Source organism: Microbacterium sp. OR16, from assembly GCF_047306725.1.
In the GTDB taxonomy this organism is placed as follows: Bacteria; Actinomycetota; Actinomycetes; order Actinomycetales; family Microbacteriaceae; genus Microbacterium.
This window is the reverse complement of sequence record NZ_JAZEXK010000002.1, coordinates 401,401-420,444: the sequence shown is the minus strand read 5'-3', so window position 1 is coordinate 420,444 and position 19,044 is coordinate 401,401. Positions and strand designations below refer to the sequence as shown.

At 71.0% G+C, this 19,044-nt stretch carries 11 protein-coding genes; all 11 read left to right on the top strand.

Going from position 1 to position 19,044, the window contains the following annotated elements; all coding sequences use genetic code 11:
• The 11 genes from V2S05_RS12585 (at position 1) to V2S05_RS12535 (ending at position 19,038) form a co-directional block, all read left to right on the top strand.
• Positions 1–558, top strand: a complete 558-nt coding sequence (locus V2S05_RS12585) for a hypothetical protein (protein WP_413635720.1) — start codon at positions 1–3, stop codon at positions 556–558.
• A 123-nt stretch (positions 559–681) separates the two neighbouring features.
• On the top strand, positions 682–6,783 hold the full coding sequence (locus V2S05_RS12580; RefSeq protein ID WP_413635718.1) for an Ig-like domain-containing protein: 6,102 nt from the start codon (positions 682–684) through the stop codon (positions 6,781–6,783).
• A 62-nt stretch (positions 6,784–6,845) separates the two neighbouring features.
• Entirely contained in the window at positions 6,846–7,817 is a 972-nt protein-coding gene (locus tag V2S05_RS12575) for an AAA family ATPase (protein WP_413635716.1), read from the top strand.
• Positions 7,817–9,079 carry a DUF58 domain-containing protein gene (locus tag V2S05_RS12570; RefSeq protein WP_413635715.1) on the top strand — a complete coding sequence of 421 codons (1,263 nt, stop codon included), beginning with the start codon at positions 7,817–7,819 and terminating at the stop codon, positions 9,077–9,079. Before V2S05_RS12575 ends, V2S05_RS12570 begins: the two co-directional genes overlap by 1 nt.
• Complete coding sequence (locus tag V2S05_RS12565; protein WP_413635714.1) at positions 9,076–11,463, top strand: transglutaminaseTgpA domain-containing protein; 2,388 nt, start codon at positions 9,076–9,078, stop codon at positions 11,461–11,463. The genes V2S05_RS12570 and V2S05_RS12565 overlap by 4 nt, the downstream gene beginning before the upstream one ends.
• A complete protein-coding gene (locus V2S05_RS12560; RefSeq protein ID WP_413635713.1) occupies positions 11,460–12,872 on the top strand; it encodes an RDD family protein in 1,413 nt (470 codons plus the stop codon). The genes V2S05_RS12565 and V2S05_RS12560 overlap by 4 nt, the downstream gene beginning before the upstream one ends.
• Positions 12,869–13,678: a PP2C family protein-serine/threonine phosphatase gene (locus tag V2S05_RS12555; protein WP_271638704.1), complete on the top strand. Its 810-nt coding sequence runs from the start codon at positions 12,869–12,871 to the stop codon at positions 13,676–13,678. Before V2S05_RS12560 ends, V2S05_RS12555 begins: the two co-directional genes overlap by 4 nt.
• Positions 13,675–15,126: an FHA domain-containing protein gene (locus V2S05_RS12550; RefSeq protein ID WP_413635712.1), complete on the top strand. Its 1,452-nt coding sequence runs from the start codon at positions 13,675–13,677 to the stop codon at positions 15,124–15,126. Before V2S05_RS12555 ends, V2S05_RS12550 begins: the two co-directional genes overlap by 4 nt.
• Positions 15,123–16,769 (top strand): protein kinase domain-containing protein, encoded by a 1,647-nt coding sequence (locus V2S05_RS12545; protein WP_413635711.1) that lies wholly within the window; start codon positions 15,123–15,125, stop codon positions 16,767–16,769. Before V2S05_RS12550 ends, V2S05_RS12545 begins: the two co-directional genes overlap by 4 nt.
• The gene (locus V2S05_RS12540) at positions 16,766–17,479 is read left to right on the top strand and encodes a hypothetical protein (protein WP_271638701.1); all 714 of its coding nucleotides are present in this window, start codon (positions 16,766–16,768) and stop codon (positions 17,477–17,479) included. The genes V2S05_RS12545 and V2S05_RS12540 overlap by 4 nt, the downstream gene beginning before the upstream one ends.
• Complete coding sequence (locus V2S05_RS12535; protein WP_413635709.1) at positions 17,476–19,038, top strand: RDD family protein; 1,563 nt, start codon at positions 17,476–17,478, stop codon at positions 19,036–19,038. Before V2S05_RS12540 ends, V2S05_RS12535 begins: the two co-directional genes overlap by 4 nt.
• Positions 19,039–19,044: the final 6 nt, after the last annotated feature.

Genomic DNA, 19,044 nt, shown 5'->3' with positions numbered 1-19,044 from the left:
ATGGGCGGACACCGACCCGACTCCGAGACGGGGGAGCCGACGCGAGGCTCGCGTCGCCGACGCGACGTCGGCTCCGACGCCTCCGATGCCTCCGACGGATCGGTCGGATCGGTCCGGCACTCCGACGCTGACGAACTCGATGAGCGCACGGTCGTGATTGACCGCGACAGTGCGGATGAGCGCACGGTCGTGATCGACCGCAGCGGTGCCGGCGCGTCGACTGCGGACGCGTCGATCGCCGACACGATCGTCGTCCGATCCCGGGACGCCGCCGCCGAGGCCGAGTCGTCGATCGCCGACACCGTCGTCGCGCCGCCCCGGCGAAGCGGGTCCGAGGCGACACCCGCGATCTACAAGCCGCGTCCGGCGCCGATCGTGCCGTCGCGACCTCCGACGGTCACCGCCGGCGCAGCCCCGACCCGCGACACTGCGGTCGTCAAGACCTCGGTCGTGCGCAGAGACAGGCGAGCGGGCGTCGTCGTCGTCGCCTCCGTCGCGGTCGCCTGCCTGATCTCGGTCGTGGGCCTCGTGACTCTGGGCGTCGCACTGCTGGGCTGACGCCGAGACGCCCCGATGGGTATCTCTCCCCAGCGGGAGCGGAACACGCCCGAGTTAGGATGAACCGGTATGCCCGCCACGCGGTGACGCGGAGCGGACCAGCTGTGATTCCGGGGGAAATGCATGAGGGCACTGTCGTGGGTGCGGTCTCGACCGAAGACCGCAGCATCGATCGCCGGTGTGGCGATCGGTGCGGTGGCACTGACGACCATGGCGGTGGCGTATGACGGTCTGCCCACCACGAAGGTCGACCTCAACGATGCCGGCGTCTGGCTGACGAAGTCGTCGAGCTTCCTCGTGGGGCATTTCAACCACGAGTCCACCGTGCTCGACGGCGGCATGCGCGCGGCAAGCGAGGACTACGACATCCTGCAGGACGGCGCCACCGTGCTGGTCGACGACAGCGGAGCGGGCACCCTCACGGCGGTCGATCCGGCGCGGATGGCATTGACCGACAGCGCGTCGGTGCCCGGCAGCGCCAAGGTGGCGCTCGGAGCGAAGACGGTGGCGATTCTCGACCAGAAGTCGGGAGATCTGTGGGTGACCGCGGCGAAGGCGCTGGCGGGCTTCGACATCAAGGCGTCCGATCCGACCGCCGAGCTCGGCAAGGGCGCCGACGTGACGGTCGGTCGCGACGGCACGGTGTTCGCCCTCTCGGGCGAGCGCGGCGAGATCGTCGAGGTCCCGGTCGACCCGGACGGGCTTCCCCAGGAGCCGAAGTCCGAATCGGTCGGCGAGATCGACATCAGCGAGACGCCGAGCATCACCGCTGTCGGCTCGACGCCTGTCGTGCTCGACGCCGCGGCGGGTGTCCTGACGACACCGGGCGGATTCCGCACCGAGATCGATCAGGCCGCTGACGCCGTGCTGCAGCGGGCGTCGGAGCAGTCCGACGCGGTCGCTCTCGCCACGCCCACCGCGCTCGTGCGCGTGCCGCTCGACGGCGGCGAACCGGTCCAGACCCAGGCCGACGGCACGGGCAACCCCGCCGTCCCCGTGCAGCTGCGCGGCTGCACCTACGGCGCATGGGCCGTCTCGGCGACCTTCATCCGGGACTGCTCCGGCGACTCCCTCGACGTGAAGGAGACCATTCCGGGTGCAGAGGATGCCGCATCGCTCACCTTCCGCGTGAACCGCGACGTGATCGTGCTCAACGACATCGTCGGCGGCGCCGCGTGGCTGGCGAACAAGAGCCTGCAGCGCGTCGACGACTGGAGCGTGCTGGTTCCGCCGGAGGGCGACAGCGAAGACGACGAGAACACCACCCAGGAGACGGTCGAGACCTCTCTGCCCGACCGCAAGGAGGAGAACACCCCTCCGACGGCTGAAGACGACCCCGATCTCGGCGTGCGTCCCGGCGGCACGACTCTGCTGCCCGTGCTCGACAACGACAACGACCCCGACGGCGACGTGCTCGTCGCATCGCTGGTGGGCAAGCAGCCGTCGGTGGGCGAGGTGCGTCCGATCCTCAACGGAGCGGCCCTGCAGATCTCCGTCCCCGAGGATGCGACGGGATCGGCGTCGTTCGAGTACCAGATCGACGATGGTCGCGGCGGCAAGGACACCGCGATCGTCACGCTCTCCGTGCACGACGAGAAGACCAACGGCGCGCCTCGGCCGAAGCGGGCCAGCAAGCTCGCCGTCGAAGCCGGCGGCACCGTCTCGTACAACGTGCTGCCCGACTGGAGCGATCCCGACGGCGACGACCTCTACCTGAGCGGCGTCGTCGCGGCCGAGGGCGACGAGGTCGAGTTCACCACCGACGGCAAGATCACCTACCGCGCCGTGGCCAGCCTGCAGGGGCGCAAGGAGATCACCGTTCTGGTGTCGGATGCCATGGGCAAGGGCACCGAGGGCAAGATCCTGCTCGACGTCAAGCCCGAGGGCTCGACGAACCCGGTCACCAACGCCGATCACGTGGTCACCCGCGTGGGCGAGTCGGTGACCGTGTCGCCCCTGGCGAACGACACGAGCGCGGGCCGGGAGCAGCTGCGTCTGGCCCGCGTCGAAGACACCCCGGGTGCCGAGATCGATCGCGACTACGCCAACCGCAAGTTCTCGTTCAAGGCGCAGGCCGCCGGCACCTATTACGTGCAGTATCTGGCGACGGCGGGCCCGAAGCCGGCGAAGGGGATCGTGCGCGTCGACGTGCTCGACAAGCAGCAGAGCGAGCTGCCGCCCGTGGCGGTGCGCGACGTCGCCATGCTGCCCAGCGGCAGCGAGGCGCTGGTCGGTGTGCTGGGCAACGACAGCGATCCGGCCGGCGGCGTGCTGGTCGTGCAGTCCGTCACCGTCCCGCCCAGCAGCGGGCTCAACGTCTCCGTCCTGAACCACGAGACCTTGCGCATCAGCGATCAGGGCGGGCTCGAAGAGCCGGTGCGCATCACCTACCGGATCTCGAACGGCACCGCCTCGGCGGAGGCCGATGTGGTCGTCATCCCGATTCCCGCGCCGACGAAGCTGCTCGCCCCGGTCGCCAAAGACGACGAGGCCGTGGTGCGTGCCGGCGACGTCGTGACGATCCCCGTTCTCGACAACGACGTGCATCCGAGCGGCGACAAGCTGCACGTCGCTCCCGACCTGGTCGAGCCGCTGATCGACCCGGAAGACGGTGAGGCCTTCGTCTCGCAGGATGCCGTGCGCTTCCGCGCGAGCGAGAAGCCGGGCACCGTGTACCTCACCTACGAGGCCGTGGACTCCCGGGGCCAGAAGGCCGGAGCGCACATCGCCGTGCAGGTGCTGCCGGTCGACGAGGACGGCACCAACGCCGCGCCGCGGCCGCGCGATCTGACGGCCCGCACCCTCGCCGGCTCGAAGATCAACATCCCCGTGCCGCTCGACGGTCTCGACACCGACGGCGACTCGGTCGAGCTGATCGGCGTCGACAGCGCGCCCGCCAAGGGTCGCATCGTCGAGCAGGGCGCGAACTATCTGACCTACGAGGCGTACGACGACGCCAAGGGCGTCGACACCCTCAGCTACCGGGTGCGCGATCGCCTCGGGGCGGAGGGACGTGCGACCATCCGCGTGGGCATCGCACCGCCCGAGGCGACGAACCAGGCGCCGTACGCGGTGAACGACTCGGTCGTGGTGCGACCCGGTCGTTCGGTCGCCGTGCCCGTGCTCGCGAACGACTCCGACCCCGAGGGCGATCAGATCGGTCTGGTCAAGTCGGGTTTGACGCTGCCGCCTGACGTCGAGGGGATGTCGGCCAAGATCTCGGGCGACAGGGTCATCATCTCGGTGCCGGACAGGGCTCTGGAGACGTCGCTGCAGTACACGATCAGCGACGCGAAGGGTGCGCGAGCGACCGCTGCGATCTTCGTGAAGGTCGACGAGGACGTCCCGCTGATGAACCCGATCGCACGCGACGACCGCGTGCAGGTCGAGGACGTCGAGGAGGACCTCACGGTCGACCTCGACATCCTCCGCAACGACGAGGACCCGGACGGCACGATCGAGGGCGTCGACGTGACGCTCGAGGACGGCGCGCGGATGCTCGGCGACGGCAAGGTCCGGGTGACCGTGGGGGAGCAGCGGCAGCTGATCCGCTACGTGATCACCGACCAGGACGAGCTCAGCGCGTCGGCATTCATCTTCGTTCCCGCGCTGAGCGAGCTGCGCCCGCGGCTGAAGTCGACGAAGCCGCTCGAGGTGAAGAGCGGCGAGACGAAGGAGATCCCGCTCGACAAGTACGTCGTCGTCGCGGGCGGTGGCGATGTGCGTCTGACGGAGGCATCGAAGGTGAGCGCCTCGTTCACGAACGGCGACTCCCTCATCAAGGACACCACGACCCTGGTGTACACATCGAAGGACCGCTTCTTCGGTGAGGACGCGCTGACGTTCGAGGTGACCGACGGAGAGGGGCCGGACGATCCGAACGGGCGCAAGTCGACCTTGACCATCCCCATCACCGTGCTGCCGCCCGACAATCAGCCGCCGACCATGAACAGCGCCGAGATGCAGATCGCGCCTGGCGAGGAGGCGACGGCGCTCGACCTGGCCGGCCTCGCGACCGATCCCGATCCGAAGGATGCGGGCAAGCTGCGCTTCTCGGTGACGTCGAAGCCGGGCAAGGGCATCGATGCGCGCATCGACGGCACCACGCTGTACGCGGAGACCGGCTCCGACACGCCCAAGGGCACGACGGCCACGATCGGCATCAGCGTGACCGACGGCACCACCGAGCCGGTGCAGGGCACCGTGCAGGTGGCCGTGACCGCGTCGACGCGCTCGCTCGCCGTGGCGAGCCCCGACTCGGTCGACGAGGCCGACCAGGGCGAGACGATCACCGTTCCTGCGCTGGCCAATGACATCAACCCGTTCCAGGCTGAGGGCAAGGCGCTGAAGATCCTCTCGGCGACCGTCGAGAGCGGCGAGGGCCAGGCCAAGGTCGCCGGGGAGGGGGTCGAGGTCACGTCGAGCAAGTCGTTCGTCGGCGTGATGGTGGTGCGCTACCGCGTGCAGGACGCCACGAAAGACCCCGACCGCGAGGTCGACGGCCGCATCACGGTGACCGTGCAGGGCATTCCGGATGCCCCGGGTCGGCCCACCGTGACGACCGTGGAAGACCGCACGGTGGTGCTCAACTGGTCGGCGCCGTCGAACAACGGCGCCGAGATCAGCGGCTACACCGTGAAGTCGGTCTCGGGCAATCCGTACACGAAGACCTGCACGTCGACGACGTGCACCCTCGACGGACTCACCAACAACGTCGAGTACACCTTCGCGGTGACGGCGACGAACCGCGTCGGTGACGGACCGGCATCGCCGGCATCCGAAGTCGCCCGACCTGACACCCGACCCGACACTCCGCTGCCGCCCAAGCTGAAGTTCGGCGACCGGGCGCTCGACGTGACCTGGACGACCCCGACGTCGAGCGGCTCGCCGGTGGAGTCGTACACGCTCGAGATCTCGCCCACTCCGCCGTCGGGGATGGGGCAGAAGACCGGCGTGACCGGCAACTCGCTGCGCTGGGAGGGGCTCGAGAACGGCACGAGCTACAGCGTGCGCATCCAGGCGCACAACCGTGCTCCGGACCCCTCGGGGTGGAGCATCTACTCGGCAGCCGAGATCCCCGCCGGCCCGCCGGCCGCCGTCGCGGCGCCCAGGGTCAGCAGCGCTCCCTCGGTCGGCAGCGAGGCGCAGATGACAGTCAGCTGGGATCAGCCCGACACGAACGGCGCGCCCATCGAGCAGTACGAGCTCGTGACGTATCGCGGCGGCGCCGAGGTGTCTCGCACGTCGACCGGCACGGCGACCTCGCAGACGGTGCGGGTGCCCACGAGCACCGCCGACTACACCTACGCCGTGCGCGCGAAGAACAAGGCCCCGCAGTGGGGTCAGCTGGGGCCGCGCTCGGCTCCCCAGCGCGCGTTCGGCCAGCCGGGCGCACCCTCGAGCGTCACGGCGACCCCCAAGGATCGTGCGATCGCCGTCAGCTTCACGATGACGGACGCCGCCCGCAACGGCGCCTCTCCCGGCGAGATGCGCTACCAGTACCAGCTGAACTCGCAGGCGTGGCAGGCGTGGGACGGGAGCTCCAACATCCCGGCCAGCAACGGAACGCCCTACACGGTGCGCGTGCGCGCGTACTCCGTGGTCGGCGGGCAGCAGTCCAACACCGGCCCGTCGACCGCGTCGAACTCCGTGACCCCGTTCGGTGCGCCGTTCGCGCCGACCGGGAACGCAACCCCGTCGGGCGACAGGTCGGTCCAGGTCACCTGGAATGCCAAGGGGTCGTACAACGGCCGTCCCATCACCACGTACATCAGCGTGGACGGCGGCGGCTGGGAGAAGGTCGGCGAGAGCGGCAGCAGGATCGTCGGCGACACCTACAGCACGAAGCACACCATCAGAGTGCGCGCGACCGCCTCCGAGGGCGGCTCCGCGGAGTCCGGCACCTACAGCGCGACCTCGGGCCCGAAGCCGGACACCACGCCGAAGGCGTGGCTCTCGGCCGGTTCCGTCGTGCCGGGATGCAGCGCCGTCGGCGGTGGGTCGTGCCACTACTACAAGGTGACGACCAACCAGTACTTCAAGGCCGGCAGCTACAACATCGAGTGCCGAGTGGGCGGCAAGATGCTCGGCAACAACGCCGGATACCCCCTCGACATCCCGTCTGGCGGCAGCAAGCAGCTGCAGTGCTACTCGGGGTACTCGAACGACAAGCAGCTCGTGATCAAGGGCGGCGACCCGGGTAACGCCTACGGCACGTTCTACTGACCGGCGACGACCTCGCCCGGCCAGACCTCGACACGACGCACGAACAGAAGGACATTCACGCAATGAGCATGACCCCCGAACAGGCCGCCTGGTTCCAGGGCACCTTCCACCGCCTCGTCGAGAACGTCGACAAGGCTCTGCAAGGCAAGAGCGAGGTCGTCAGCCTCGTCGTCGCAGCCATGCTCGCCGAGGGGCACGTGCTGCTCGAAGACGCGCCCGGCACGGGCAAGACCAGCCTCGCCAAGGCCCTCGCCGCCACCGTCCAGGGCACCAGCTCGCGCATCCAGTTCACCCCCGACCTGCTGCCGTCTGACGTCACCGGCGTGACGATCTACGATCAGCGCGAGCACCGCTTCGAGTTCCACAAGGGGCCGATCTTCGCGTCGATCGTGCTCGCCGACGAGATCAACCGAGCATCCCCCAAGACCCAGTCGGCGCTGCTCGAGGTCATGGAGGAGTCGCGGGTCACCGTCGACGGGGTGACCCACGAGGCCGGGCGCCCGTTCCTCGTCATCGCCACCCAGAACCCCGTCGAGCAGGCCGGGACGTACAAGCTCCCCGAGGCGCAGCTCGACCGGTTCCTGATCAAGACGTCGATCGGGTACCCCGACCTCGATGTCGCCGAGCGGATCCTCGCCGGCGCGTCGCAGCGCAACCCCTCGGCCGGACTGGCGGCGGTGATCACGACCAGCGCGGTCGCCGACATGGCCGACCTCGGCGCCAGCGTGCACGTCGAGCCGGCGGTGCTGCGGTACACGGCCGAGCTCGCCGAGGCGACACGCGCCGATTCCGCCATCCGCCTGGGCGTGTCCGTGCGTGGCGCGATCGCGATGATCCGCATTGCGAAGGTGTGGGCCGCCGCTCACGGCAGGCACTACGTCCTTCCCGACGACATCAAGGCGCTCGCCCGCCCCGTCTGGCAGCACCGTCTGCTGCTCGACGCCGAGGCGGAGTTCGCCGGCACGACGGCCGACAGCGTCATCGGTCGCGTTCTCGAGAGTGTCGCAGCTCCCCAGGCCCGCGCCGCGGTCTGATGGCGCAGGCGACGGTGGCGGAGGCAGGGGCCTCCGCAGGGCAGCAGGCGGGCTGGCGCGACGTCGTCGCCGTGCTCGGCGGACGCGCGCTGCGGCGCCTCCAGTCGGCCGCACGAGTCGTGCGTCCTCTCGGATGGATGCTGGTGGCGCTGACCGTGCTGTTCTGGATCGTCGGCGCGGTGCAGGGATGGCGTGAGCTGGTCATCGCCGCGTGGGTGCTGGCGTTCGTGCTGGTCATCTGCGCGCTCTTCCTCATCGGCCGCACGCAGTACGACGTGTCGCTCGATCTGGCGCGCACCCGGGTCGTCGTGGGTGAACGCGCGATCGGGGCGCTCAAGCTCGAGAACCGCGGCACCAGGGCGATCCTCCCGTCGCGGGTCGTGCTGCCCGTCGGCGCCGGCCGCGGCGAGTTCTCGATCCAGCGCCTGGCCGCCGGGCAGAGCGCGGAGGAGCTGTTCGCCATCCCCACCCAGCGCCGCGGCGTGGTCGAGGTGGGCCCGGTGAGCGTCGTGCGCGGCGACCCCCTCGGCGTCTTCGAGCGCGCCCACCGTCGCGACGATCCCGTCGATCTGTTCGTGCATCCCCGCACGGTGCTGTTCGGCGGTCAGTCACTCGGCTTCCTGCGCGATCTCGAGGGGCTGCCCGCCGCCGATCTCTCGCGCGACGACGTCTCGTTCCACGCCCTGCTCGAGTACCAGCCGGGTGACGACCTGCGTCACGTCCACTGGCGCTCCACGGCGCGCACGGGCACCATGATGGTGCGCCAGTTCGAGGAGACGCGTCGGTCGCATTTCGTGATCGGGCTCTCGCGCTCGCGCGGTGACTACCGCGACGAGGAGGAGTTCGAGCTGGGCGTCTCGATCGCCGGCTCCATCGGCCTGCGCGCGCTGCAGGACTCGCAGCGCGTCGACGTGCGCGTGCAGGGCCGGGAGCTGGCATCCGGAACCGGCAAGCAGCTGCTCGACTCGCTGTCGACCGTCGAGCAGTCCAAAGCGCGCGAAGGCGGCATCGCCGAGCTCGCGGGCGTGGTGTCGGCTGCGATGCCGCTCGCCAGCGTGGTCGTGCTGGTGTGCGGCGCCACCGTCGACGTCGAGGACCTGCGTCGCGCCTGCGCCCGGCTCCCGTTCGGGGCACGCGCGCTCGCCGTCGTCGCTCGCTCGGGCCTCGACACCCCCGAGCTGCGCCGCATCGGCGAAGCGGATGTCGTGACCGTCGGCGCCCTCGACCAGCTCCCCGTCGCTCTGCAGAGGGTTCTCGCATGACCGCTCCGATCACCGCCTCCTTCCGGCTGCGCCGCGGCTGGATCCTCGATCTGGCCGCCGTCGGGCTGCTTCTGCTCGCCGCGCTCGCCGGCTTCTGGACGACGTTCGCCGGCCCCGGCTTCGTGCCGGCCGCCGTCGGCGGGGTCGCCCTGGGACTCGCCGTCGCCGGCGTCTGCGCGTGGCGCGGCTGGGGCATCCTCATCATCACCGCTGCGACGGTCGCGGTGTACTTCCTCTTCGGCGGCGCCCTCGCGCTGCCGCACACGACGCTGCTCGGCGTCATCCCCACCGTCGACACCCTGGCGGGCCTGGCGACGGGCGTGGTCACGTCGTGGAAGCAGCTGCTGACCACGGTCGCCCCGGTCTCGCCCGCCGACGGCCACCTGCTCGTGCCCTTCCTGATCGGCCTGGTGGCGAGCGTGCTCGCGGCGTCGCTCGCGCTGCGTCTGCGTCACCTGGCGTGGTCGCTGCTGCCCATCGTCGGCGCGCTGTTCCTGGTGATCGCGCTCGGCGTGCCCACCGCCGCCTTCCCGCTCGTGCAGGGCATCGTGATCGCCGGTGCGGCCGCGGGCTGGTTGTCGCTGCGCTCGTGGTGGGCACCGCAGTCGTCGGCGGTGAATGTCAGCGAAGCCGATCCCGCCAGGGCGAGGTACATGCGCACCCGCCGACTCGTGGGCGCTCTGGCGGTCGTCGCCGTGGCGGCCGGCGCCGGCGCCGGAGTGAACGCGGTGACGGCGGATGCCGGCCCCCGCCACGTCTTCCGCGACGCCATCATCCCGCCGTTCAACATCCGCGACTACGCGAGCCCGATGCAGAGCTTCCGCAAGACGGTGCGCGACCAGAAGACCAAGACGCTGTTCACAGTGACCGGACTGCCCGAAGACGGCCGGGTGCGCCTGGCGGCGATGGACGGCTGGGACGGCGTGGTCTACAACGTCACCGACGGCGGGCCGGGTTCGTCCAGCGCGTTCCTGCCCCTGCGCAGCGACATGGCCACCGGAGTCGACGGGGTCCCCGCACAGCTTCACTTCGAGATCGCCGACTACTCGGGGGTGTGGCTGCCGGGCACCACGGTCGTCGACGACGTCGAGTTCGAGGGAGCGCGGGCCGACGAGCTGCGCCGCAGCGCCTACAGCAACCCGGCGACCGACACGACCGTCGTCACCGCGAAGCTCAAGAAGGGCGACGCGTACACGGTCGACGCCGTCATCGCGCCGAAGGTCGGCGATGAGCAGCTCAAAGACGCGAAGTTCGCCAACATCAAGCAGAAGGTGTCGTCGTACTCGCCGGAGGACCTCTCGGCGAAGGCGGCCGACATCGTGACCGACGCCGAGACTCCCATCGAGCAGGCCAGGGCGCTCGAGACGTACTTCGCCGAAGGCGGGTTCTTCAGCCACGGGCTCGAGGGAGAGGTGCTCTCGCGGGCGGGGCACACCGCCGAGCGGATCAGCACGCTTCTCGGTGGCGACCAGATGATCGGCGACGACGAGCAGTACGCCGTCGCGATGGCTCTGGCCGCGCAGGAGGTCGGCATTCCCGTGCGGGTCGTCATGGGCTACTACCCGGATGCCGATCGCAAGAAGGAGCCGGTGTTCGCCGCCACCGGCGACGACGTGCACGCCTGGGTCGAGATCGCCTTCGAGGGATTCGGCTGGATCCCGTTCGACCCGACCCCACCCGAGGACAAGGTCCCTCAGGATCAGAACACGAAGCCGCGCGTCGACCCCAAGCCGCAGGTGCTGCAGCCGCCGCCTCCGCCCCAGGAGCCGGTCGATCTGCCGCCGACGGTGCCCGATGACCGCAAGCCCGAGGACGACAGCCTCAACGTCCTCGGCATCATCGGCATCATCCTCGCGATCGCGGGAGTCTCGCTCGGCGTGCTTCTGCTGCTCGCGTCGCCGTTCATCGTGATCGGAGCATGGAAGGCCGCCAGGCGCCGAGCGCGTCGCAACGCCGAGCGCCACTCCGATCGGATCAGCGGCGGGTGGGATGAGCTGACCGACCGCGCGATCGATCACGGCGCTCGCATCCCCCCTGGCGGCACCCGGGTCGAAGAGGCCGGTGTCGTGGCATCCGCCCTCACGCTCCCGGCGGCCACCGCGCTGGCGGAGCGGGCGGACGGCCAGGTCTTCGGACCCGGCGAGCCGACGACCGAGGAGGTCGAGGCCTTCTGGCGCGAGGTCGACGAGGCGGTGATCGGGATGCGCGGTGCGACAACGTTCTGGGGCCGGGTCAAAGCCAGACTCAGCGTGCGCTCGCTGACCGGGAACGGCCGGATGAGCGAACGCCTCCAAGAGCTGAGGGACGCGGCCGCCGCGCGCGTGCGCCGTGAACCTGGCAACATCGACAGGAACAGCCCGACGTCCGAGAGCGAGACCCCATGACGACGATTCCCCTCGGCGACGTCGCGCCGATCTCGCGACGGGTGATCGCCTACATCATCGATGCGCTGATCGCCGCCGTGCTGCCGATGCTCGCCCTGGTCGTGACCGTGACCATGACGGTCGGCGCGCTGCAGAACCCCGAGTCGGCCGCCGGCGCGATGATCTCCGTTGCGGTCGCTTCGGGTGTGTTCGGGCTTCTGATGCTCGCGTGGTTCGTCATCTACACACTCATGCAGACCGGACGCGGGTCGATCGGCATGCGTGCGCAGCGCATCAGGCTGGTCGGCGCTGCCGACCTCGCTCCGATCTCCTTCTGGCGGGCCCTGCTGCGCAACATCGTCTTCGCCGTGACCGGCGCGTTCGTGGTGGGGATGTTCTCCCCGCTGTTCGACGGCTCCGGCCGCTACCAGGGCTGGCATGACAAAGTCGGCGGCGCGGTGCTGATGGATGCCGCAGCCGTGGCCGCGCGGGATGCCGCAGCGCCCGTGGTGCCGACGACCACCGCCGTCGCCGCGCCGCCCGCCCCGCCGGCGACCGCTGGACGACTCGGTTCCGCGACGCCTCCTGCCGCGCCTGCGCCGCACGCGTCAGCGCAGCCGGATGCCGTCGGCGAGACGGTCGTCGCGCCCCGGCCCGCCCCGGCCGGACCGGGGTCGGGCTCGGGTGCCGCAGCGCCCGACCAGACCGTCTCGGCTCCGCGTGCCGGGCGCGAAGCGGCCGGAGACCCCCTGATCTCGTTCGTCCCCGGTGTCACGCAGCCCGGCCGGCCCGCGGCCCCGCCGGCTGCCGCTGCTCCGGCTGCTCCGGCTGCTCCGGCTGCTCCGGCTGCTCCGGCTGCTCCTGCTCCGCCGGCTCCCGCTGCCCGGGCTGCTACTCCGGCTGCCCCCGCTGTTCCGGCTGCTGCGCCGGCCGGCCCCGCTGTTTCGGCTGCTGCGCCGGCCGGCCCCACTGCTCCCGCCGATCCCGCAGCCGTCGCACCGACCCCCGCTCCCGACGAACCTGCGCCACTCGCACCGTCGGCTGTCGTCGCGCCCACCACGATGCCCGCCGACGACGACCTCGAGTCGACGCGGATCAGCATCCCCGGCCACCGCCTCGTGTTCACGTGGGACGACGGACAGCGCGTGACCGTGTCTGGTCGCACGGTGTTCGGGCGCAACCCCGAGCAGGAGCCCGGTGCTGTGGTGATCTCCGTGCGCGATGAGACCCTGTCGCTGTCGAAGACGCACTTCGAGGCGGCATCAGCGCCGTCGGGTGGCTGGATCATGGACCGGCAGTCGACCAACGGCACCGTGGTCGTGCGCGATGGCGTGCGCATCGCGTGCCCGCCGGGGCAGCGCGTGCCGCTGCGATTGGGAGACGCTGTCGAGATCGGCGACCGCATCCTCACGATCGGCGGCTTCGCATGACCGCGCCCGTGCTCGTCAACTCCGGCGCGGCGACGCACACCGGCCGGCGTCGCGTGCTCAACGAGGACGCGCAGCTGGCATCCGCACCCGTCTTCATCGTCGCCGACGGAATGGGCGGTCACGAGGCGGGGGAGCGTGCGAGCGCGGCCGTCGTCGACGAGTTCGCGACCCTCGTCGGCCGGGAGGCTCTGAGCCTCGACGATGTCCGTCAGACCCTGGCCAGGGCGCGCGAGGTGGTCGAGCATCTCGCGACATCCGGCGACTCGCGTGCCGGCACCACGCTCAGCGGTGTCGTCATCTCGTCGGTGGACGGGCTCGGGTACTGGCTCGCCGTCAACATCGGCGACTCGCGCACATACCGCTTCGCCGACGGCGAGATGGAGCGCATCACCGTCGACCACTCGGTCATCCAAGAGCTGCTCGACTCGGGCGAGTTGAGCCCGCAAGACGCACCGAACGACGCCAGGCGCAACATCATCACCCGGGCGATCGGGGCCGGCAGCACCGGCGACGCCGACTTCTGGCTGTTCCCCGCCGAGCGCGGCGATCGGATGCTCGTCTGCTCGGACGGCCTGACATCCGAGATCGGCGAAGCGCGCATCCGGGAGGTGCTGCAGAGCGAGCCCGATCCGCAGCGTGCAGCCGCGCAGCTCACCGCCGAGGCGGTGCAGGCGGGCGGTCGCGACAACGTCACCGTCGTGGTCGTCGACGCCGTCTCGGTCGCCTCCCGACCCGGGACGATCGTGCTCTCGGACGTCGACGACGACACCCGGCCGCGGGAATCAGGGAATGGAGGGGCTCGATGAACCAGTTCGCGTACCGACCCGGCAGCTGGCAGGTGGTCGCCGAAGAGCACGGGATGATCGCCGTTCCGGGCGACACTGCGACGGAGCGACTCGCAGCCCTCACCGAGATGATGCGCTCGGGTGCTCCGCAGCTCACCGAGGTGATCGATGTGCTCGGTGGGGGGACGATGGCGACGCTCGGCTCGTTCGCCGTCGCGCTGCTGGGTGAGGACTCCGCCCGTCTCGCCGTGCGCGGCGACATTCGCGTCACCGTGACCGGGGTGGACGGCGATGAGGTCGTGTCGGGCGCTGAGATCAGCACCTGGACCGAGCGCTACTTCACTCACCCGCGCTCCTTCACCGTGTCTCTGGAGGAGGCGCACTCGGACACGTCGCTGGTCGTGCGGTCGGGTACGGTGCTGGCGTCGTCGGTCGCGTTCCCCCACGGCGACCAGCCCGCCGCATCCGCCACCGCGGCGCCGGGAGTGGCCGAGCCGGTCGAGGCAGGAGCGGGTGACGTCGCACCCCCGGAGGACGCGGCGCCCGCAGAGAAGACGGATCAGCAGCCGGCGGATGCCGGGAACGCGGCGTTCCCCGCCCAGGCCGGCGTGCTCGCGACGGCGCCTCAGGCCGAAGGAACGCCGGTCGACGAAGTGCCGGCCGACGGAGTAGCGGCCGCTGAAGCGCCGGCCGCCACCGAGTCTGCGGACGAGGCGCCGGCTGATGCCCCGGGTGCCGAACAGGGCGACGCGGCAGAGGAGGCGAGCGGCAGCGGCGCGGAGCACCCCGAGCTCGTGCAGACCGAGGCGATGCCCGTGACAACCGCATCCGATCCCTCCGGCGTCGACGCCGGCTTCCCGACCCTGATCCCGACGGAGTACACCTTCGCGCCCGCCCCGCCGTCGATCGCGGAGGACGACGTGCTCGACGCCACCGTCCATTCCGCGCCCCGGGGGCCCGCAGCCCCGCCCGCTGAGCTCGCGGGCGACCACGACGGCTCGACGATCTCGCTCGCCGAGCTGCGACGCATGCGCGAAGCGGCAGGCGACGCGCCTCAGCAGACGACGGGAACCTCGGGGCCCGACACCCCGACCGAGGTGTTGCCGGCCGTCGGAGCACCCGCTGCCGGCCACGGCTCCGCGCGCCTGTCGAGCGGCCAGGTCGTCACGCTCGACCGCACCGTGATCATCGGTCGCCGTCCCCGCGCCACGCGTGCGAGCGGCGACAGCCTGCCGCACCTCGTCGCCGTCGAGAGCCCCCAGCAGGACATCTCGCGCAGTCATCTCGAGATCCGTCCCGAGGGCGACTCGGTGGTGGTCATCGACCTGCACACCACGAACGGCTCGACCCTGATGCGCCCCGGCGCCGACCCCGTGCGGCTGCACCCCGGCGAGCACACGCTCGTGCTCAGCGGCGACGTCGTCGATCTCGGCGACGGGGTCACCGTCTCATTCGAGGGACTCACATGAATCGCACGCCGTCGCCTCCGCCGCAGCTGCCCGGCTTCACGTATCTGCAGCCGCTGGGAGCGGGCGGGTTCGCCGACGTCTTCCTGTACGAGCAGGAGATGCCCCGTCGAAAGGTCGCGGTCAAGGTGCTTCTCGCCGACCGCATCACCACGGGAGCCGCGCAGGAGTTCACCGACGAGGCCAACGTGATGGCCATGCTGTCGACCCACCCCGCGATCGTCACCATCTACCAGGCAGGGGTGGCCGGTGACGGCCGGCCGTACCTCGTGATGGAGTACTGTCCTCGACCGAACCTGCAGGCCCGGGCGCGACGCGAACCGTTCTCGGTCGCCGAAGCGCTGCGTGTCGGCATCCAGGTGGCCGGAGCCGTCGAGACCGCGCATCGCGCAGGAGTGCTGCACCGCGACATCAAGCCGGCGAACATCCTCGTCACCGAGTACAACCGGCCCGCGCTCACCGACTTCGGAATCGCATCGACCACCGGTGCCGTCACCGAGGCCGCGGGCATGTCGATCCCGTGGTCGCCGCCGGAGTCGTTCGCCGAGCCGCCGCGCAGCGGGCCTCGCACCGATGTGTACGCCCTCGGCGCCACGGTGTACACGCTGCTCGCCGGTCGTTCGCCGTTCGAACGCCCCGGCGAGCGCAACACGAGCGCCGATCTCATCGAACGCATCGAGCGCATGGCCCTGCCCGTGCTGGCGCGCGCCGACTCCCCGGCCAGTCTCCAGGCGACGCTCGAGCGATCGATGGCGAAGAACCCCGACGACCGCTACCCGAGCGCGGTGGCTTTCGCGCGGGCTCTGCAGAAGGTGCAGATCGAGCTCGCGCACTCCGTCACCCCGATCGACATCGTCGACGAGCATCCGTCCTCTGACGAGCTGCGCGACGACGACGACGGACTCACCCGCGTGCGGGAGGTGCAGTCCATCAGTCCAGACACACCCGCGGCGACCCGGCCGTCGGCGGCGACCGAGCCCCGTCTCGCCGGGGGCGGGATGCTCGGGGTGCCGCGATTCGAAGCCCCAGCGCCGCAGGCCGCCGAAGAGCACACCGTGCGGCGTGGTGCCGCGCCCGAGGCGCCGGCTGATGACGACGATCGCACTCTGCTGCGCCCTCCGACGATCCTCACTCCCAGCGCGCCGAGCGCACCCGGAGCGCCCGGCACGTCTTCGCCGGCGCCGCCCGAGCACACCACCCCTGCGCTCGCGGACGAGACCCCCTCGTCGAACCGGCGCAGGGTGGGGCCGTGGCTGTGGGCGGCCGCAGCCGCGGTGGTCATCGTGGTCGGCGGAGGAATCTGGCTGGGCGGCAGTCTCAGCACGGCGGCTCGGCCGACGGCCGCGCCGGTCGATGACGAGCCGGCACCGCAGGACGTCATCTCGGGCATCGTCCCTCCCGTCGACGACCTGACCGGCACGCGCAGTGGCGACACGGTGACCTTCACGTGGAGCAACCCCAGCCCCGAAGAGGGTGATTCGTACATCTGGGCCGAGGTGACGCTCGACGGCACGATGCAGGCGCAGACCACCGAGAAGACGACCGTGACCCTCGAGGGGCCGCATCCCGGCCGCACGTGCATCGAGGTCAGCCTGGTGCGTGCAGATCGCCGCTCCGCGCAGGAAGTGAGGGAGTGCGTCGAATGACCACCGTGACCGTGGAGTTCGCAGGAGAGTACTTCCCCGTCGACACGTCGACGTCGTTCACCGTCGGCAGGGAGGGGGATCTCGAACTCGACGACAACCTCTTCCTGCACCGTCACTTCCTCGAGATCGCACATGACGACGGTCTGTGGTGGCTCACGAACATCGGCAGCCGCCTCTCGGCCACCGTGACCGATTCGGCCGGCGGCGTGCAGGCGTGGCTTGCCCCCGGCGCACGGCTGCCTCTGGTGTTCGAGCGGACGACGATCGTCTTCACCGCGGGACCGACCACCTACGAGATGACCGTGCACTCCGACGAGCCGGCGTTCCGCGCCATCCGCCGCGAGACCGAGGGCGACGGCGCGTCGACCATCGGCGCCGTTCCGCTGACCGAGAGTCAGAAGCTGCTCATCCTTGCACTGGCCGAGCCGCAGCTGCGTCGCGACGGAACGGGGATGAGCGAGATCCCCAGCTCGGCGAAGGCGGCCGAGCGCCTGGGCTGGACGGTGACGCGCTTCAACCGCAAGCTCGACAACGTGTGCGACAAGCTCGACCGGATCGGCGTGCCCGGCATGCGCGGCGGGCAGCGCAGCTTCGCCACCAACCGGCGCGCCCGGCTCGTGGAGCACGCGGTGGCCTCACGGCTGGTGACGCGAGACGACCTCGCCATGCTGGACGCGCCCCAGAGCGAACCCGAAGGAGAGCTGGATTGATCTGGGAGATCGACGACGGCGAGAAGCAGATCGAAGGGCTCGACGCCTCCGGGCATCCCGACCCCGCGTACGCCGCCTCGCTCGGCCTGCTGCCCGCACCTTTCGGGCGCCGGACGCTTGCCACCCTGATCGAGCTGCTCATCCTCGTGCTGTTCGCCCTGCCGGCGCTGCTGGTGGCGACGCCCGCACTCGGCGAGATCGTCGGCGGCGACGCTGATGCGGCGACCATGCTGGCCGACGGGGCACTGGTCTGGCCGATCGTCGCACTCGCGATCGGCAACGTGCTCGCCACCGTGTTCATCGTCGTGCAGCTCGTGCTGCTCGGTCGCAAGGGTGTGACCACGGGCAAGGCCATCTTCGGTCTGCGGACGGTCAACGTGCGCACCCTCGAGCGCCCCGGTTTCTGGCGCGGAGCGGTCGTGCGCTACCTCGTGCTGTCACTGACCTTCCTGCTGCCGCTGCTCGGCCCGCTTCTGGTGATCGCGCTCTCGCCGTTCTTCGACTCCGAACGCCGCGGCCGCAGCTGGGTCGACCAGGCCGGTGCGACGTGGATGGTCGACGTGCGCCGCGGACTCAACCCGTACGACGTGAAGCGCATGCGCATCGCCCGCAAGTCGGTGCGGATCACCGAGCACGCGCGCGGCCCCGCGCTTCCCTCCCTGGCCACGCCTGTCGAGCGCGGCGCCCCCGCCGAGTACACGCCGTCGGGGCGGCTATCGGGTGGGGTGATCGGCGCACACCGCAGGACGTCGGCGCCCCAGCCCGCGGCCGGTGCGTCGCCGGCCGCGCCCGCCGTCCCGGCCACGCCATCGCGTGAGACGCCGTTCGCTCCCGTCGTCGCGCCTGGCGCGATGGTGGATGCTGTGCCGCCCCCTCTCATGGCCGGTCAGCTGCTCGATTCCTTCGCCCCGAGAGGCGCAGAGCCCGCGACGCCGGGCGCAGCCCGCTCCGCGGAACCGGCGCCGAGCCCCGCCGCGCCCGCATCCTCCGCGCCTGCCGCATCCTCCGCGCCTGCCGCATCCTCCGCGCCTGCCGCATCCTCCGCGCCCGTCGCATCCGCCGCATCCTCCGTGCCCGCCGCACCCGCCGCGCCGACCGCGTCCGCGCCGGCTGCACCTGCACCGGCTGCACCTGCACCGGCTGCACCTGCACCGGCTGCGTCGGCACCCGCGGCGGCGCCTGCTCAACCCGCGGCGCCTGAGCCCGCCGCGTCCGCAGCCGCGACCCCGGCGGTGCGCGCGGTGCTGCGACTCGACGACGGCAGCCGGGTCGAGGTGCGCGGCGCCACACTCATCGGCCGGGCGCCGGCGCCGGTCGCCGGTGAGGGCGCCGTGCAGCTCGTCGCCGTGGCCGACGACACCCGATCCGTCTCGAAGACCCACCTGGCGATCCTCCCGGCACGCCGAGGGGTGCTCGTCATCGATCGCGGATCCACGAACGGCAGTGCCATCGCCCGCGACGGCTCCGAGCTGCCCTTGACACCCGGCGACCCGGCACCCGTGCAGGTCGGCGACGTGGTGCGCTTCGGCGACCGCACGCTGACCGTCGAGCGGGTGTGACAGTCG